General features: G+C 40.2%; 11 protein-coding genes. All 11 read right to left on the reverse strand.

Features of this window, described 5'->3' with window-relative positions; translation table 11 throughout:
* Positions 1-8: 8 nt before the first annotated feature.
* The 11 genes from WKI23_RS02495 to WKI23_RS02545 all read right to left on the reverse strand — a co-directional run bounded on the left by WKI23_RS02495 (position 9) and on the right by WKI23_RS02545 (position 17209).
* Positions 9-626 carry an alpha/beta hydrolase gene (locus WKI23_RS02495; RefSeq protein ID WP_368078843.1) on the reverse strand — a complete coding sequence of 206 codons (618 nt, stop codon included), beginning with the start codon at positions 624-626 and terminating at the stop codon, positions 9-11.
* Positions 627-2348, reverse strand: a complete 1722-nt coding sequence (gene pabB, locus WKI23_RS02500; RefSeq protein WP_368078844.1) for an aminodeoxychorismate synthase component I — start codon at positions 2346-2348, stop codon at positions 627-629.
* 69 nt (positions 2349-2417) lie between these two features.
* Positions 2418-8330 carry a ZmpA/ZmpB/ZmpC family metallo-endopeptidase gene (locus tag WKI23_RS02505; RefSeq protein WP_368078845.1) on the reverse strand — a complete coding sequence of 1971 codons (5913 nt, stop codon included), beginning with the start codon at positions 8328-8330 and terminating at the stop codon, positions 2418-2420.
* Between the two features lie 21 nt (positions 8331-8351).
* Positions 8352-8915 (reverse strand): TIGR01440 family protein, encoded by a 564-nt coding sequence (locus tag WKI23_RS02510; protein WP_050253203.1) that lies wholly within the window; start codon positions 8913-8915, stop codon positions 8352-8354.
* Between the two features lie 124 nt (positions 8916-9039).
* Positions 9040-10722, reverse strand: coding sequence for a sensor histidine kinase (locus WKI23_RS02515; RefSeq protein WP_368078846.1), 1683 nt, complete (start codon positions 10720-10722; stop codon positions 9040-9042).
* Complete coding sequence (locus tag WKI23_RS02520; protein ID WP_004261873.1) at positions 10719-11456, reverse strand: response regulator transcription factor; 738 nt, start codon at positions 11454-11456, stop codon at positions 10719-10721. The genes WKI23_RS02515 and WKI23_RS02520 overlap by 4 nt, the downstream gene beginning before the upstream one ends.
* Before the next feature lie 70 nt (positions 11457-11526).
* Positions 11527-12639 (reverse strand): peptide-methionine (R)-S-oxide reductase MsrB, encoded by a 1113-nt coding sequence (gene msrB, locus WKI23_RS02525; RefSeq protein ID WP_368078847.1) that lies wholly within the window; start codon positions 12637-12639, stop codon positions 11527-11529.
* A gap of 10 nt (positions 12640-12649) precedes the next feature.
* On the reverse strand, positions 12650-13216 hold the full coding sequence (locus WKI23_RS02530) for a redoxin family protein (RefSeq protein ID WP_368078848.1): 567 nt from the start codon (positions 13214-13216) through the stop codon (positions 12650-12652).
* Positions 13217-13235: 19 nt separating this feature from the next.
* Complete coding sequence (ccdA2, locus tag WKI23_RS02535) at positions 13236-13946, reverse strand: thiol-disulfide oxidoreductase-associated membrane protein CcdA2 (RefSeq protein WP_368078849.1); 711 nt, start codon at positions 13944-13946, stop codon at positions 13236-13238.
* 206 nt (positions 13947-14152) lie between these two features.
* Positions 14153-15013: a YihY/virulence factor BrkB family protein gene (locus WKI23_RS02540; protein ID WP_368078850.1), complete on the reverse strand. Its 861-nt coding sequence runs from the start codon at positions 15011-15013 to the stop codon at positions 14153-14155.
* A 141-nt stretch (positions 15014-15154) separates the two neighbouring features.
* Entirely contained in the window at positions 15155-17209 is a 2055-nt protein-coding gene (locus WKI23_RS02545; RefSeq protein ID WP_368078851.1) for a sodium:proton antiporter, read from the reverse strand.
* Positions 17210-17216 lie beyond the last annotated feature (7 nt).

A 17216-nucleotide genomic window follows, 5' to 3' on the forward strand; every position in this document is an offset into this window, starting at 1 on the left:
TATCAAACTTATTTCAGCAATTCAAGGAAACTTCTGGTCTTTTCTACAAACTCCTTTGGTTTTTCCTTATTCAAGACATGAGGGCCGTCTGGGATAATCTGAAATTGGGATTCTGATATTAGTTTATGAAGACTTCTCATAGAACTAAGATTCGGTTTATCTTTGCTTCCACAAATTAGTAAGGTTGGATAGGGGCAAGTCCCTGCTATATCCGTTAAATCAAGTGTCTTCAACTCTTTGGAAATACCTATTATAAAAGTCTTGTCTGCCCCCTGTTTTTCAAATACCCTTTTGGGAAGTAGCTTAAAAATCAGCAACTGAAGATAAAATAGGATATTACCGGACAATTTAAGTGGGCATCCTGATAGAATCAAAGCTCGAAGATTTGGTAAATCGTAACTAGATAGTTCTAATGCCAGGGCAGCACCTAAGGACAATCCAATCAAAACAAAAGGTTCTGTCTCTTGAGCTAGGTGTTGATAAACTCGCTCCTTGGCTTTTTGATAGCTGCTAACTCCAGAAGGAAATAACTCAATAGCCTCAGAAGGATAATCTATCAGTAGATTCCGAACTTCTTTCCAAGACTCTGCTGACTGCCCTAAACCGTGTAAAAATATCAGTTTCATCTAATTCTCCTCTAGGTTTAATTCATACAAGCCTCTCACTGCATTACAGCCGTAAATAGCTTCTGCTTGGGCTAAATCTGCCAAGGTCAAGACTTTCTCTTCTACTTGTCCTGTTTCTAGTAAATACTGACGGTAAATTCCTGGCAAGATACCAAGTCGAATAGGCGGTGTGTAGAGTTTCCCAGCGATTTTCAAAACTAAATTTCCGATAGAGGTTTCCAATAGTTCTCCTGCTACATTATGGTAAATGATTTCCTGTTTACCTAGATTTAAGTGCGGTCGGTGACTCGTTTTGAAATAGGTAAATGCTTGTTGCAAATTGGCTTCCTGAAGGGAAAGTTTGGCCTGACAAAAATGTAGACTAAGAGGTGTTAAGATTTGTCGACTAAGTTCTATCTCTCCAGACTTACTGAGAGAAATTCGCAAGCGATAGTCTTGATCAATGTCACAATCCTGACACTCTGCTTCAATCTTTTGTCTCAAAATTTCTGGGTCAAAAGGATAAGCAAAATATCGACTAGCTTTTCTCAGTCTTTCCAAATGTTGTTCTTCAAACAGCAAGCACTTCTGGCTGATTTTTCCTGTAGTAATCAGTTTGAAACGAGCTTGTTTACGATAGAGAACAGCCGCCTTTTGATGAACCTCACGGTATTCAGATTCCCAAGTGCTATCCCATGTAATTCCTCCGCCAACTCCATAGATGGCTTTCCCTTGATGCAGTTGAATCGTCCGAATGGCAACATTGAAAATCCGTCGTCCATTTGGAAGCAAGAGACCAATCGTTCCACAGTAGACTCCGCGCGGTTGTGGCTCCAAGTCCTTGATAATCTCCATTGTCGCAATTTTTGGTGCTCCCGTTATGGAACCGCAAGGAAATAGAGAACGGAATATTTCAACAAGGTCAATGTTCTCTCGCAACTGACTCTTGATGGTTGAAGTCATCTGCCAGACAGTCGAATACTGTTCTACCTGACACAGACGCTCCACATACTCACTGCCCACTTCAGAAATACGGTTCATATCGTTGCGCAAGAGGTCCACAATCATCATGTTTTCAGAGCGATTTTTGGGATCCTGTTCTAACCAACTAGCTTGGGCAAGGTCTTCATGGTTGGTGACCCCACGCTGAGTCGTTCCCTTCATTGGTCGCGTTGTCAACTCACGGTGATTTTGCTCAAAAAAGAGCTCTGGGCTCATGGAAATCACTGCCATTTCGTCATGTTCCACATAAGCATTGTAACCCGCCTCCTGCTCTACCACCATACGATTGTAGATGGCGAACGGATTGGCACTTAAATCTTGCTTAAGTTGAACGGTGTAGTTGACCTGATAGGTGTCTCCCTGCCGCAAATGATGGTGAATCTGGGCAATCGCCTTTTCATAATCCTCTGCAGACGTCACTTCCTGCCAATTTGAAGGCAAATCAACCTCATCATAAGTCAGAGGAATAGGAGATGTTTCTACCCTATCATGAACTGTAAAATATAGCAGGTACTCTCCCAGTAAAGGAGCTTTATGAACTGCTAATTTCTCCTCAAAAGCAGGTGCAGCCTCGTAGCTGACATAGCCCACCACATAATATCCTTGCTCTTGGTATCTTTCCACTTGTGCCAGTAAATCAACCACTTCTGCTACATTTCTCGTTTTTAACTCTTTAATCGGCTTGGTAAAGGTGTATCTTTCCCCCAAGTCCCTAAAATCAATCACTGTTTTTCTATGCATACCTTAAGTATAGCATAAAAAGGCAGATACAGACAAAGCTGATCTACCTTTTTACGATTTTATTCATCCTTATGCTTGTGGTGCAGTAAATAGATCACCAGAGAAACCGTCTGTGTTTTTAAGGAGTTGTTTGTATACTTTTTCTTTAAGTTTCACAGTATTTCTATATTTATCTTTAATTTTAGGGTCATTTAACTCTTGTAAATCTTTAGCTACAGCTGCATTGAATAATTCCTGAAGTCTACTATATGTAGAGATATTTTCACCGTCAATATTAATTTCTGTAAATCCTCTTTGAGCTTTTGTAAGAACTTCTCCATACCAAGCTTTTTTCCATTCTTCCAGGGTTTTGAAAGTACCACCAGAAACTTTATCAATAATAAATTTATCACTCAATGTTGATTGTTTTTCTTTATTGGCTTCAGATTTATATTTATTAGAAACATATCCGATGAATCCATTTTCATATCCATAATAACCCCACATACGGAAGGCATTGTGTTTAAATGATAAGGCACCTGGCGCACCATCGCTTGAGTTACCTCCATAGATACCAGCCATCATATTAACATTAACATATGCAGAACCGAAGTCTTCAGGGCGATATCTACCATTACCTACACCATGTTTAGTTGCAAAGTTATTATCAACTAAATCATTGATTGTCGATAAAGTTTTTATTTTCTCTTCGTCAGTTAAATCACGAACACGATCCCATTGATTAGGTGCTACTAAATTTTTGTTATATTCATCTTTTGTACGATATTCTTTATCTACTTTTTTAAACCATACGCTATTATCTGTAATATGTTTAGATAAGACCGCTTCAGCTTCAAGAGAATCTAACATCATCAGAGCTTCATTATAGTTCTTCATATATTTATCAATAGCTTCTCGTGATTGAAGCTTATTAGGGTTATAGTTGTACCATTGATTACCATCATTTGAACGTTCAAATGCCATATTTAATCCAAGGGCGCCATATTCACCTTGGTGTCCATGTTCCGCTGGGGACTGTAACATTCCTTGAGCAAAGGCTTCTAAGAATGTTCCTTCACGATGCGTGTATCCTCCATAGTAAGCTACGCGGTCATTTATATGAGTAGTCTCATGCGTAAATGCAGACGCACCATATTCACTAATCATATCAGACATAACAAATACAACTTTAGCTCGAGTATCATTCTTGTCATCATAATATGTAGCATATGCCCCAGCAACAGCTCCATTAGGACCGTAATGCTCACCGACAGGACCGTAAAGCTCACGAGTAGGTGGATAAATGCCTGTTCCATCTTCGAACTTACCATATTTATCCATCCATTGCCCCCATTTATGACCCCAAACTTGGTAACCTTCCCATACTGGAGTTACAATATCTTTGACAAGCTTATTTTTTACCGCATCTGTTGCTAAACGATACCAGAAATCAAGATAGTTAATTTGTCTGTCTGCAGCCAAATTAATATTATCCTTCCACTTATCCAGTGTGGTATTGTATTTATTAGCAGTCCCAAATGATATAGTATTGTAGGTCGATATCAAGAATGCTTGGGTTTGTTTAAGGTTAAGGAGCGGTAAAATCATCTTTTGATGGTATCCGCGAGATAAATTGTCAAAAGCACGATACTTAGCAGTTGTAATAGATTCTTCACGTGACTGACGTTCTGCTACATAAACCTTACCTTCAGTGGAGTGAATAAACCAATCATTTAGGTTTGTATCAGATGTAAAGAGTTCCATGTTATATCTTAAGAAGTCTATAAGATTAGCAGAACGAGTATTTTTAGCTAAAATTTCTCTAAAGGCATCTTGAGTCCGATGACCTTTAAGGTTATCTTCCCTTGAACCGATTTCAATTAATCTATCTAATACACTTACATTTTTACCATAGAAATCTGGTTTGAATAACATTAATTCTTTAATGTTAACATCATCGAATTTAACACCGTAGTAACGGTTTAAGTATGTTAAACCTAATAATAGGGCAGCTTTATTTTTCTCAACTTTATCAAGAATCATTTGTTGAGCTGCAGAAGAATTATTAAGTTGATGATCTTCATTTTCAACTAATTTAGTTACTAATATGTTTAAATTAGCTTTTACATGGTCAAAACTTTCTTCTAAATAAAGGTCTTTAATTGCATTTACTCTATTAGGCCCTGTTCTGCCAAGTTTTTGGTAAATTGGATTAGATTGAAGCTCGATAGGGCTTAAGATATTTACGATACCGTTAATTAAAGCACTATGATCTTTTTGAACGATATTAGGTGTATATTTAATACCTAAGTCAGTTATAGTGTATTCTCTAACATTACTTAGACCTTCATCACTAGAAGATAGGTTGAAGTAGTCTTTTGTTCCATCAGCATAATGAACGATAATTTTGTTTGCATCACTTAAATCAGTTACAAAGTTATTATTGTTCATAGGAGTAACCGATAGAATCTCTTTAGTATTTAACTTGTTGTTCTTATCTAGTTTATTAGCTTGATTAACGATAAAATCTTTGTTATAGAATGGTTGTAGTTTTTCAATATTCTTATAAGCAAGCTTATAGTCTGCATTATAATCTTGAATAGATTCGTAAGCTGCTTCACGACTGCTAACATTATTCAATTTGTTCAATTCATAAGGTTCACTTACGAATTTATCAGCTGTAATATTGTAACCAGCAACACGAGCATCAGCTTCGTCTTTAGTTAAGTGTTTTAATTTACTTAGATTTTTAGTATCTTTACCAGTTCCATCTTCAGAAGAGCTATATCCAATAACTCCAAATAGATTAGATACAAAAGGATTTGCATCTTCATCATTAACATCGTTAGAACCAAATATTTCATGACCTTTGATTACTTTAGCATATGTTACGTTGTCTTGTACAGCTCCATATGGCCATGTTTTAGAGACAATACCTCCAACGTTTCTAGTATTTTTAACATCAAGAATACCTTTTGCTACAGAGTTTGTAAGTTTTCCTTTTGTCCCTGATAGCCAGCTATGAGCTTTATATTGAACAAAAGGAACAAGCATACTTGCATTTGCGTTATTTGCTGTAATAGTAGCATCAACGTAGGCTCTATTAACAAACCCCATATAGTTAGAACCGGCAATACCTCCAACTGTCGAGTTGTTACCAACAGAATTTATACTACCGATAAATGCCACATTTTCTAAAGTAGCGTCTTCTTTTATGTTATTTACGAACCCAGCAACATTATTTCTAGCTGTTATGGTTCCGGTTGCTTTGATATTTTCTATACGTGTCGTTCCACTGATTTCATTTGCTATTGTAGCGATATTATCTTGATTAGATACATCAATATCAATATTCTCAAAATTTATATTTTTAACAGTTCCAGCCTTAATCTTATCGAATAAAGGATGTTCCAAATTATGGATAGCATAGCGTTTATCACCATCACTCAATAGTTTACCAGTAAACTCCGAAGTAATGTAAGATTTCCCTTTAGGAACAACGTTACGAGCGCTCATACTTTGACCCAGTTTAAATTCACCGGCAGGATTTGTCTGAATGGCTTGGATCAATTCTTCAAAGTCGTAGAAAATACCAGCCTGACTAGCTTTGGGTTTTTCAATATAGTAGGTATAAGTTTCTTCAAAGCGATTATCGACATTACGTTTGACCAAGTTATCCGCTACTGCTATTACCTTGTAGACTTGTTTTCCATCAATTGTTGACTCTTCAATTTTTTGCACCGCTAGTAGATTGGTCTTATGGTCATTAGAGGTAACTTTTAGATAATAGTTTGACAAATCAGTTGGCACTGAAGTCAATCGAGTTTCATCAGTTTCAACTTGGTTTTCATATTTAATTAAATCCGTTCTTATAATATCTTTTATTTCAACTTTTTTGAGGTCAATTCTTAGAGGCTCTTCTTTCAGAACTACTTCCTCATCACCCTCACCACGGTCATAAACCATCTTCGTTTCAAGTTTATAATCCTTATAGTATTGCAAATCTGTCAAGGTAGTGGTCAAGTCGTCTGGTGAAACATTCAAAGTTTTGACAATCTCATCACCTTTTTTCAGAGTTAGGGTGATAGATTTAATGGTTGCCTTACTTGGATTTTCTAAACTGTATTTAACATCTGAAGTACGCTTCAAATCCTTAGACTCAACTGCTGTGATGGTCAAAACAGGTTTTTCAAAGCTCTTTGTACCACGTTTCAAAATTCGGTCTTGAGGGGCCTCAATGACTTCCTCTGTAACTTTTGGAGCGTCTTCTGTTTTAACTCCCTTAATGGTATTAAAGGTCTTGGTAATTTTTTTCTGACCTTCTTTACCTTCTTGAGCTACGACTTCTGAACCTTTTTTCAGTTGAGCATCTTCTTCAATCTTTTCTTCGAATGGAATCTTTTCAAGACTTTCTTCTACAAGAGTTCCTTCAATTGGTTTCGTTCCTTTTTTAACGACTTTAGGAACAGCAGGAGTTTTTACTTCTGTAGTTGTAGAAAGAACTTTATCTGTCTCTACACCTTCCACTGTTTCGTAAGTTGTTTTCGTAACTTGAATACCTTTAGAACCAGGGGTTTCAACTACTTCTTCATCTACATATTTTGTGTCATCCGGAACTACTTCTGTTGTGAAATCTAATTCACTTTCGGTAGACTTCTCAACTGTACCTGTTGTTACTTTATATTCTGGGGTTACTTCTTGTACTGGTGCTTGACCTTCTTTGCCTTCTTCTTGCGTCCCCTTAACTGTTTTGGTCTCCTCTTTTGGTTCTACAGTTTCTTCAACCTTGGTATCTGGAGTTGACTCTTCTTGTTTCGGTGTTTCTTCCGCAGTCTTCTCTTCTTTAGAAACTTCTGGTTGCTTTTCTGGAGAGACTGGTGCCTTTTCGTCTTCACTTGGCGCGACTGGTTCACCTGCTTGTTCAACTTTTGGTTCCTCAGATGGTTCTGTTTGTTTTTCTACAGCAGGCGTTTCAACTTTTGGTTCTTCAACAGGTTGATTAGCAGCCTCATCTTTTGTTTTTACTACTTCTGGCTGTGCATCTTCTTGTTTCGGTGTCTCTTCCGATACCTTATCCTCTTTAGGATCTTCTGGTTGTGATGATTCTTTTGGTATCCTTGGTTGCTCCGGTTGTGTAGGTTGCACGGGTTGTTCTGGGACTTTTGGTTGTTCTACTGGAGTTGCAACTTTTGATTCCTCAGCTGGTTTGTCTGATGATTGACTTTCTGGCTTAACTGCTACTTTTTCCTCTGGTTTTGACTCAACTTTTCCACCTACTTCTTCAACTGGAGCTGGTTCTGCTGAAACTTCTTTTTCATCTTTTCCTTTAGGAAGGGTGTCGTCAGTAGGTTTTACCTCCGATTTTGGTTCTTCCTTTGGACTTTCTTCTGTTTTAGGTGCTTCCTCTGTCTCTACTACTTGGTTTTCTATCCTAGCTTGCTCCTGATTTGCTGTTACTTGGGGATTCTCAACTTCGACTACAGTCACTTCTCCAGGTTTAGCTGAGGCTTCTTCTAAAACAGTGTCCAAGCCAAGCGTTTTGAGGATGTCACCTGATAGATAACCAACATAGCGATAACCCTCCATTTCAACAACACCCTCTCGACTAGCCGGTGCTAGGGTCGCAACTGGGTCTACAGCCCCTGCACTAGGAAGGACTACCAATCCCATAGCTCCAACTAGAAAGACGCTGGCAATTTTCTTTCTCTTGTAGATTAAAAGTAAGCTCCCAACAGTCAGCAAACCAAAAGCTGTCAAAACAGATGCTTCTGTCCCTGTTTGTGGCAGCTGGTCTTTTTGATACACCAAACCATAGACAACTTCATTCCCATCAGGCTTTCCTGTCTGAATTAAATCTTTAGCTTCTTGTGAAATAACCTCTTTATCTACATAGTGATAGGTAGCTGCGTCCACTACAGAAGGAGCCATCAAAAGGCTTCCAAGAAATACAGAACCTACAACTCCCTTAATCTTACGAATTGAAAAACGGTCTTTTTTAAACACTTTCATCTCCTTTATTCATTCTCACGACTTTCTAATAGAATCTTGCGGATAGTGCGCACGCGCACCTCCGATTAATTTTGGTCGACTAGCCAGCGCCGTTACATGGGCATGACCAATCTCTCTCAAAAGAGGGCGAATCGGAACCTGAACATGCTTGACATGCATGCCAATTGCAGTATCTCCGATATCCAATCCAGCATGAGCCTTGATAAATTCAACTTCAACTGGATCTTGCATAAACTTGAAGGCTGCCAATTGACCCGAACCTCCTGCATGAAGAGTCGGAAGGACACTGACGATTTCCAGACCAAACTGCTCTGCAACCTGACGTTCAACAACGAGGGCCCGATTGACATGTTCACAACCTTGAACAGCTAAATGGATACCTCTACTACCTAGAATACCCAAGATAGTCTCCACTATCAGCTCACCAATCTCTTGGCTAGATTCCTTGCCAATCTGACCACCTATCACCTCACTAGAAGAAAGGCCCAAAACAAAAAGGGCCCCCTGCTTCAAATTGGCCTTCTCTAAAACATCTTCTAATACCTGACGTGTTTCTCTTTGAATCTGTGTCTCGTTCATCTCTGTCACCTCTTTTGTCACTCTTCTATCATACCGTTTTTTCTTGTTTTTAGCAAGATAGACAACCTGGAAAGCTTGCCCAATTACGCATAAAACTCCCAGAATTGACTGGGAGTTAGCTAGTTTATATTCTATTTATGTATATTTCCACTTTCGTCCCTTTTTGGGGCCTAGAATCAATCTTCATCTGGTAATGTTCTCCAAAATGAAGTTTAAGACGCTGGTCAACATTTTGAAGGCCTACTCCTCCACGTTTGAGGTTACTCTGACTACTATCGCCAGCAGTTTGGAAGCCAACGCCATCATCCTCAATACGGATGACCAATCCTGAATCCTGTTTCTGGACAGAAAGTTTAATATGGCCCTGACCTTCCTTTTCCTTAATGCCATGGTAAAGAGCATTTTCTACTAAGGGTTGTAACACCAGCTTGGGCAAGACCAGATTATCAAAGGCAGGATTTTCATCAATTGCATATTCCAGCTTATCCCCATAACGCTGTTTCTGAATAAAGAGATACTGGCGGACATGATTGATTTCATCAGACAGGCAAATCAAGTCCTTACCTTGATTGAGTGCCAAGCGAAAATAGGTTGCCAAAGACTTGGTCACCTGAACCACTCGCTGGCTATCCTGAAATTCAGCCATCCAGATGATGGTGTCCAAGGTGTTATAGAGGAAATGGGGGTTAATCTGACTCGACAGGGCTTGAAGTTCATACTGACGGGTCGTTTCTTCCTGCCTGCGCACATCTGCCATCAACTGATCAATCTGATCCAACATGGCATTGAACTGGCGAGTCACTTCTCTCAGTTCATAGGCACCAGCCTCCTTAGCACGAAGATTTTGTGTACCAGAAGCAATTTCCAGCATGGTTTCTCTCAAATCCTTCAAAGGGGCAATCCAACGCTTGAGACTGAACCACACCAAGCAGAGACAGGCAAAAAGAGAGGTGACACTGGCCCCAAGCAAGGTCCACAAGAGCTGACTCCGAACTTGAGATAATTTTTCCAACGAAGAAACTCCTATAACCGTCCAATCAGTTCCTGCAATCGGTTCCTGACTGACGTAGGATTTGTGGTCCAGAGTGTAGCCCTGCCCTGTCTCGATATAGGGTTTCATGGCCTCCATTTCGCTAGATGAACTATAAACTGTGTGTTGAGGATGGTAGACGAATTCATGGTTTTTATTGATGATAAAGGCAAAACCCTGCTGCCCCAACTGGAGTTGGTTGAGATAGGCTTCCAAAGTTTCATAGGAAATATCCAAGCGAAGGACACCAAGATTGGCTCCCTTTGCATCAAGAAGTTCCTGAGTGATAGAAATAACCCACTGACTGTCTGATTTGCGAGCTGGTGTCAAAACTGGCTTAGCCCCCTGATGAATGGCCTTTTGGTACCAATCCTCAGCCATCATATCAGAAGAAGTTTTCATTTGCACACTGTCATCTGTAGAAATGACCTGACCTGATTTGGTGACCAATACAACAGCTTTCAAGTCCTGATCTGCCTTCAAGATAGTCAAAAATAGGTCTCGAATTCCTTTGACCTTGTCTTGACTGGGATTCTCAGCATAGGCTAGGACATTCGTCTGCTGGGCCAAACTGTTCGAGGTAGTTTCTAATTTTTTGATATAAGACTGAATAAAGTGGCTAGTCTGGCTAATTGTCGTTTGGCTATTGCCCTCAATGCTAGCCTCAATGGCCGAGGAACTCGATTGATAGTAAAAAGTCCCAACCAGAGCTAGGAGAATGAGAAAGACCAGAAAGATGGAAATAACCATTCTGACTAGGAGAGAAGAACGCTTCATCGGCCTTCTCCCTTCTTAAACTGACGAGGGGTCACACCTGCAATCTGTTTAAAACGTTGGGTAAAATAGTTCATATCTTCAAAACCAACTTTCTCTGCAATCTCATAAATCTTTAAATCCGTTGTCAGAAGTAAGAGTTTGGCTTGTTTGACACGCTCTCGTACCAGATAATCCTGAAAAGGTAGCCCCAACTCTTTCTTAATCAAGGAGCTCAGATAAGTCGGACTAAAACCTAAATCACTGGCTAAAGACTTCAAACTAAATTGGCTATCAGCCAGATGGGACTGGATTTTCTGAGCCATATTTCCCTCAAACTTATCAGTCAATAAATCTTGTAACTGCTCTTCTTTCTCTTCCTTGTCCAACTTTTGCTTGATTTTCCCTAACATTTCTTCAATGTCCTGACGGGAAAAGGGTTTGAGCAGGTAGTCATCTACACCTAGTTTGACAGCAGACAAGGCATAATCAAAATCATCATAGCCTGTTAAAAAGACCAAATGCACCTGAGGATAGGTTTCTCGGACCAGACTGGCCAACTGGATGCCATTCAGCTGAGGCATGTTAATATCGGTTAAAATAATATCTGGCACCTGCTTTTGAATCAATTCCCAAGCCTGCCTTCCATTTTCAGCCTGACCAATGATTTCCATATCGTAGGCTGCTACATTGACCAGCTTGGTCAAGCCTTGTCTTACCAGATACTCATCTTCTACGATTAAGATTGTGTAGGTCATGCTTCTCTCCTTTGTCACTTACTAGTATCAGTATAGCAAAATTCTCCTCTAACTGCTTAGGAAAGACTTCTTAATCGACATAATCTAGTAAATAAGCATAGCCTTTTTCTGCCATTTGGTCTTTAGGAATAAAGCGAATAGAAAGGCTATTGATACAGTAGCGCAAGCCCCCCTTGTCCTGAGGACCGTCCGTAAAGACATGGCCAAGGTGAGAATCACCAACTCGACTCCGCACTTCCATGCGTGTCATATTGTAGGACTTATCTTCCTTGTAGGTGGCAACATCTGGACTGATTGGTTGGGTGAAGCTAGGCCAGCCACAACCAGACTCAAACTTGTCCTTTGATGAAAAGAGGGGTTCGCCAGTCGCTACATCCACATAGATACCAGATTCAAATTTATCCCAGTAGCGGTTTGAAAAAGCTCGTTCTGTTTGATTTTTCTGGGTAACGGCATACTCCTCAGGTGACAAGGTCTTTTTCAATTCCTCATCACTTGGTTTAGGATATTTGCTGGCATCAATGACGGGATAGGCCGCCTGATTAACATTGATATGACAGTAGCCATTTGGATTTTTCTTGAGGTAGTCTTGGTGATAATCCTCAGCCACCACAAAATTCTTCAAGGGCTCCTTTTCAACTGCTAAAGGTTGGTCGTATTTCTTAGCAACTTCATCAAAGACTTGGTTAATCACCTCTAAATCCTTGTCATCTGTGTAATAAACACCGGTACGGTACTGGGTTCCTACATCATTTCCTTGTTTATTTTTGCTGGTTGGATTGATAATGCGGAAATAATGAAGCAGGATTTCCTTGAGGGAAATTTGATTAGCATCATAGGTTACATGGACGGTTTCTGCATGTCCTGTTTGGTTGATCAATTCGTACTTGGTTGTTTCCCCTCTACCATTTGCATAACCTGAAACGGCATCTGTCACCCCGGGAACGCGTGAGAAGTATTCCTCCACTCCCCAGAAACAACCCCCAGCTAGATAAATTTCGTGTAAGTCTGCGTCTTTACTAATTTCTGTTTTTTTCACTGTTTTTCCTCCTTGGCTGACTGCCGCTTTCTCAATTTGCGAGGCATCTGTCTGCCCTGCGTTTCGCATCAATAGAAAATAGAAACCGGTTATGGCTAGGAAAAATACTCCTAGCAACAAGATGATTTTTAGCTTATCATTCATAGGACACCTCCTAGGCTAATTCCTTCAAAGTTTGCAAAATTGCATCTTTTTCCATAAAACCTGGTTGCGTTTTGACCAATTTTCCTTCACCATCTATAAAGGCTTGAGTTGGGTAAGAACGGACACCATAAGTTTCCAAAAGTTTGCCTGATGGATCAACTAGGACTGGGAAATTTTTATAATCCAAGCCCTTGTACCAGTTCTTAAAGTCCGCTTCAGCTTGTTCTCCCTTGTGTCCTGGTGACACTACCGTCAAGACCACATAGTCATCGCCAGCTTCTTTAGCGATTTCATCCGTATCCGGAAGACTAGCCAGACAGATAGAACACCAAGAAGCCCAGAATTTGAGATAAACTTTCTTGCCCTTGTAATCAGACAAGCGATAGGTCTTGCCGTCCACTCCTGTCAATTCAAAATCAGCGACTTCTTTCCCTTTAGATACGCTTGTTTTGCTAGCTGTCTGCTCCATCTTCATCTCATCTTTCATTTGGTGTTCACTGGTCATGGACTTGCCTGAACAAGCCGTCAAACAAAGGAGCGAACCTGCTCCAAGAACACATGTTTGCCATTTTTTCATACTGATATTCCTTTCCATTTTATTCAAATAATTGACTTAAAATTGAAGCATTTCCAAACAGAACCAAGAGCCCCATCACAATAATGAGAAAACCACCCACTTTTTTGAGGGTTCCGAGATAAGGATGAAGTTTTCGGAAATGTTTCAAAACATAACTAGAGGCCAGAGCTAGAAGCAAGAATGGTAGCGCCAAACCCAACGTGTACACCAACATGAGACCCGCTCCCTGCCAAGCACCTGAGCCACCTGAAGCCGCCAAAGCTAAAACAGACCCCAGAACCGGCCCTACACAAGGCGTCCAAGCAAAACTAAAAGTCAAGCCCAGCAAAAATGCCTGACTATAGCCCTTACCATTTTGCCCCTGTCCTTGCAGTTGTAATCTCTTTTCCTTATAAAGCCCCTTAAAGTGTAGAATTTCCATCTGGTGCAAGCCTAAGAGAATGATAACCGCACCTGTCACATATTGGAACCAAGAAGCATAAAGCAAATCGCCTAAAAAACCAGCTCCATAACCCAGCAAAATAAAGATAAAGGAAATTCCCGCTATAAAGGCCAGCGTTCGCAATAAACTAGTAACTGAGATGGAAAATTTGCCACTAGAAGCCTGAGCACCATCCTTATCATCTAGTAACACCCCTGCATAGACTGGTAGTAAGGGTAAGATACAAGGAGAAAAGAAGGATAGAATCCCTGCCAAAAAGACACTTAGAAAAAAGAAAATATGACCCATAAAGTTCCTCCTATCATTTTATTGATAGATTTATTATACTCCTTCCATTTTCGAAAAAACAGGGACAATGATAGGGAAAAATAGGAATTTAATCAGATGATTTAGAAATCTTGGACAAAAACTATACAAAAAACTATCAAAGCACAAAAACGCATATTATCAGGCATTAAAACCTTGATACTATGCGTTTTGTAATGGATAAATAGTTAGTCTGCTCTCAAGCTCGGATCTTTCAAACTCTGCACACTGGCATTGATCACCGCGCCTAGGATAACAATTTTAGCAATCAAGATAAACCAAAACATCATAACAACAAGAAGAACGGAACCTAAAATTCGGACGTCCACTAAATGATGGACATAGTAATTTAGATAACTAGAAAACAGAGTTAGTAGAACCAAAATCACTAAGAGAACAAAGGTACTACCTGGTAGGGTATAGCTAATTTTCCTGTTAGATAGATTAGGAAGAAAATAATAAAGCATGACTAAGATAGCAAAGAGGAGGGCGTAAGTCAGAGGACCTGCCAACCCTTGTAAAACCTGATAGATAATGCCATCTTTTGTCCAATAATGAGCAAGTAAATCCAAAATCATCTGCCCAAATAAGCTCAAAAACAAGGCAAAAGCAAAGAGGAGCTGCAAGCCAAAACTGACTAGGAGACTCACCATCTGATGGGAAATAAGTCCACGACTCTTTTCGACGCCATAAGCCTTGTTAAAAGCTTTTTGCAAGAAATTCATAGATTTTGAAAAACTCCATAACGCCGATAAAACAGAAAAACTCAATAAACCTGTTGAAGGTTGCGTCAAGACTTCTCTGGCTATTTTTTCCACACCTTCATAGAGGCTTGGGGGCAGGACGTCTTTCACAAAGCCCAGAAATTCTCCCACAGGAATCTGAAAATAAGGGAGGATATTGACCACCACCAAAAGCAGGGGAAAAATCGAAATCAGCCAATAGTAGGCTACTGCGACACTGGTCAACTCACTATCTGATGCTTGATAATAATGCAAAAAAGCTTTTACTAAAGGCTTGTCTATCAGCTCTTTCCACCACTTTTTCATGTCACACTCCTTCACTTACAATCTTATACTCAATGAAAATCAAAGAGCAAACTAGGAAGCTAGCCGCAGGTTGCTCAAAGCACCGCTTTAAGGTTGCAGATAAAGCTGACGTGCTTTGAAGAGATTTTCGAAGAGTATTAACTAATTTCTTCTTACCAATTCCACCATATCATAAGGCAGGGTATTGGCAGCTTCCTTCAGAGAATAGTTCTCTAAGTTATTCACATTTTGTCGTAACTTCTTGGCATACTTGGTCGTAATCAATCGTTTTTCTTCGTATTCGAAAATCAACTTGCGCTCCAGATAATAGCCTCTCAGCATTTCGTCGATATTGTTGGGTTTGACACGATTGATAACCCGTTCGACAAAAGCACCACTGGTGATGATAGCTGTTTCACGGAGACGAGAATCCTGCATGAAGCTAATCAAAGAGCGTCTATAGACTCCCTTCAGGTTTTCCAAACTTTCAATAATCATCTCTGTATTGGCAAGATAGAGCTCTGCTATTTGGTCATAATCAAGAGCACGGAGACGGCTTTGCTCCTTGTTCTTCCAATTACGGAAGGTCTTTCCGAGAGTAAAAACTTCGTGAAGAAGAAAACGTAAAATCCGCAAGGAAACAAGGAAATAATAGGTCACTCGTGAAGCAAACTTGCGATTGATACCTTGTTCCATGTTTTTTAAATAACGTTGGTAAACTCGATAAGCACGCTCACTTATCTTGCCTTCCTCGTAGGCTTGTTCCAATCCATCACTTTCAATACTAAGAATCAAGAGTTTCAAGGCAGCCCAGTCTTCTTGATCATCCTGGTTTTCTTGGCTTAAAATGAGATTTTCAATACGTCCATGGTAATTGTCAATAGCCGCATAGAGGGGAAGTTTATTTCTGGTATCTTCCAACTCTTTTTCCAATTCTATCGTTACTTCATTCAAAATGGCGATATGCATGAGATAGTCCTTGCTTTCTTCTTGTTCATCAGAAAGATGAGGCAAGACCAAGAGGCCTGTTAAAAAGCTGACAAGCGTCACTCCTGCGACAAGGAAAAGTAAGAGAGGATACTCCTGCTCTAAATCACTTGGTATCAGAAGAATCGTAGCAATCGACACCGTTCCCTTAACACCTGAGAAGGTCAAGAGAAGCATATCCTTCATATACTTATTTAACTTTTTCTTGAGGCGGCGTGTCCTGTAGGCATAATAGCCATAAATCATGACAAAACGAATGGCAAAGAGGACAAAGGTAAGGGCGACAAGAGATACCAGTAAGAGCAAGGGATTATAGATTGGATTGGTCAGGATAGGCTCTGCTATCATTTCCAACTCCATCCCTAAAATCACAAAGACAGAACCGTTGAGCATAAAGGTTACTGTATGCCAGACTGTCTCAGTCACCGTATCCACTTGGGCTTCGAGGAGTGTGATTTTCTTAAAGCGACTTGCCTTTAAAATCCCCGCAACCACGACGGCAATAATCCCTGAAACGTGCACCTCTTCTGCTAAAAAGAAGGTCACCAGAGGCAAACTCAATTCTAATAAAAGTTCGCTTGCAATATCCGTTGCGCGCACACTTAACAAAAAAGTATGGAGGAAACGATTGGTCATGGCCGTTAAAAAGCCAATCAAAAAACCGCCTAGGATTGAAAAGATGAGCGAACTACCAGCTTGTCCAAGGGAAAAGGCTCCTGTTGTCCAAGCTGCCAAGGCAACCTGAAATGCTACCAAGCCAGAGGCATCGTTCAAGAGTCCTTCACCTTTAAGGATATTGGACACGCGCTTAGGAAAGCTAAAGCGCTCCGAAAGAGAGGCAAAGGCCACCAAATCCGTAGGCCCAAGGGCTGCCCCAACAGCCAAACAAGCTGCCAATGGAAGGCCAAGCCAAAGAAGATGAGCCAAGCCACCCAAACTCAGGGTCGAGATGAAAATCACTGGAAAAATGAGATAGACAATGATTCGCCAGTGTTTTAAAATAGCGGTAATATCCGCTTCTTCAGACTCTCGGAAAAGCAAGGGCCCGATAACCAGGGCCAAAAACAACTCCGTATTAAGGTGAAAGTCAGTATTTGGTAAAAAGAGACCAATCACAATTCCCAAAAGAATCTGCACCAAAGGAAGGGGCAAAAAGGGCAGGAGCTTATTGGTTGTACTTGAGACAATCAAGACCAGTAAAAATAGGATGAGGTAAATCAGTAATTCCACGCAATTC

The organism is Streptococcus pseudopneumoniae, assembly GCF_038148955.1.
In the GTDB taxonomy this organism is placed as follows: Bacteria; Bacillota; Bacilli; order Lactobacillales; family Streptococcaceae; genus Streptococcus; species Streptococcus pseudopneumoniae_T.

Excerpts from the sequence above, each read along its gene's own strand:
- WKI23_RS02510 (WP_050253203.1), bottom strand. The coding sequence starts at position 8,915 with ATGAACGAGACACAGATTCAAAGAGAAACACGTCAGGTATTAGAAGAT.
- pabB (WP_368078844.1), bottom strand. The coding sequence starts at position 2,348 with ATGCATAGAAAAACAGTGATTGATTTTAGGGACTTGGGGGAAAGATAC.
- ccdA2 (WP_368078849.1), bottom strand. The coding sequence starts at position 13,946 with ATGGGTCATATTTTCTTTTTTCTAAGTGTCTTTTTGGCAGGGATTCTA.
- WKI23_RS02520 (WP_004261873.1), bottom strand. The coding sequence starts at position 11,456 with ATGACCTACACAATCTTAATCGTAGAAGATGAGTATCTGGTAAGACAA.
- msrB (WP_368078847.1), bottom strand. The coding sequence starts at position 12,639 with ATGAATGATAAGCTAAAAATCATCTTGTTGCTAGGAGTATTTTTCCTA.
- WKI23_RS02530 (WP_368078848.1), bottom strand. The coding sequence starts at position 13,216 with ATGAAAAAATGGCAAACATGTGTTCTTGGAGCAGGTTCGCTCCTTTGT.
- WKI23_RS02540 (WP_368078850.1), bottom strand. The coding sequence starts at position 15,013 with ATGAAAAAGTGGTGGAAAGAGCTGATAGACAAGCCTTTAGTAAAAGCT.
- WKI23_RS02495 (WP_368078843.1), bottom strand. The coding sequence starts at position 626 with ATGAAACTGATATTTTTACACGGTTTAGGGCAGTCAGCAGAGTCTTGG.
- WKI23_RS02515 (WP_368078846.1), bottom strand. The coding sequence starts at position 10,722 with ATGAAGCGTTCTTCTCTCCTAGTCAGAATGGTTATTTCCATCTTTCTG.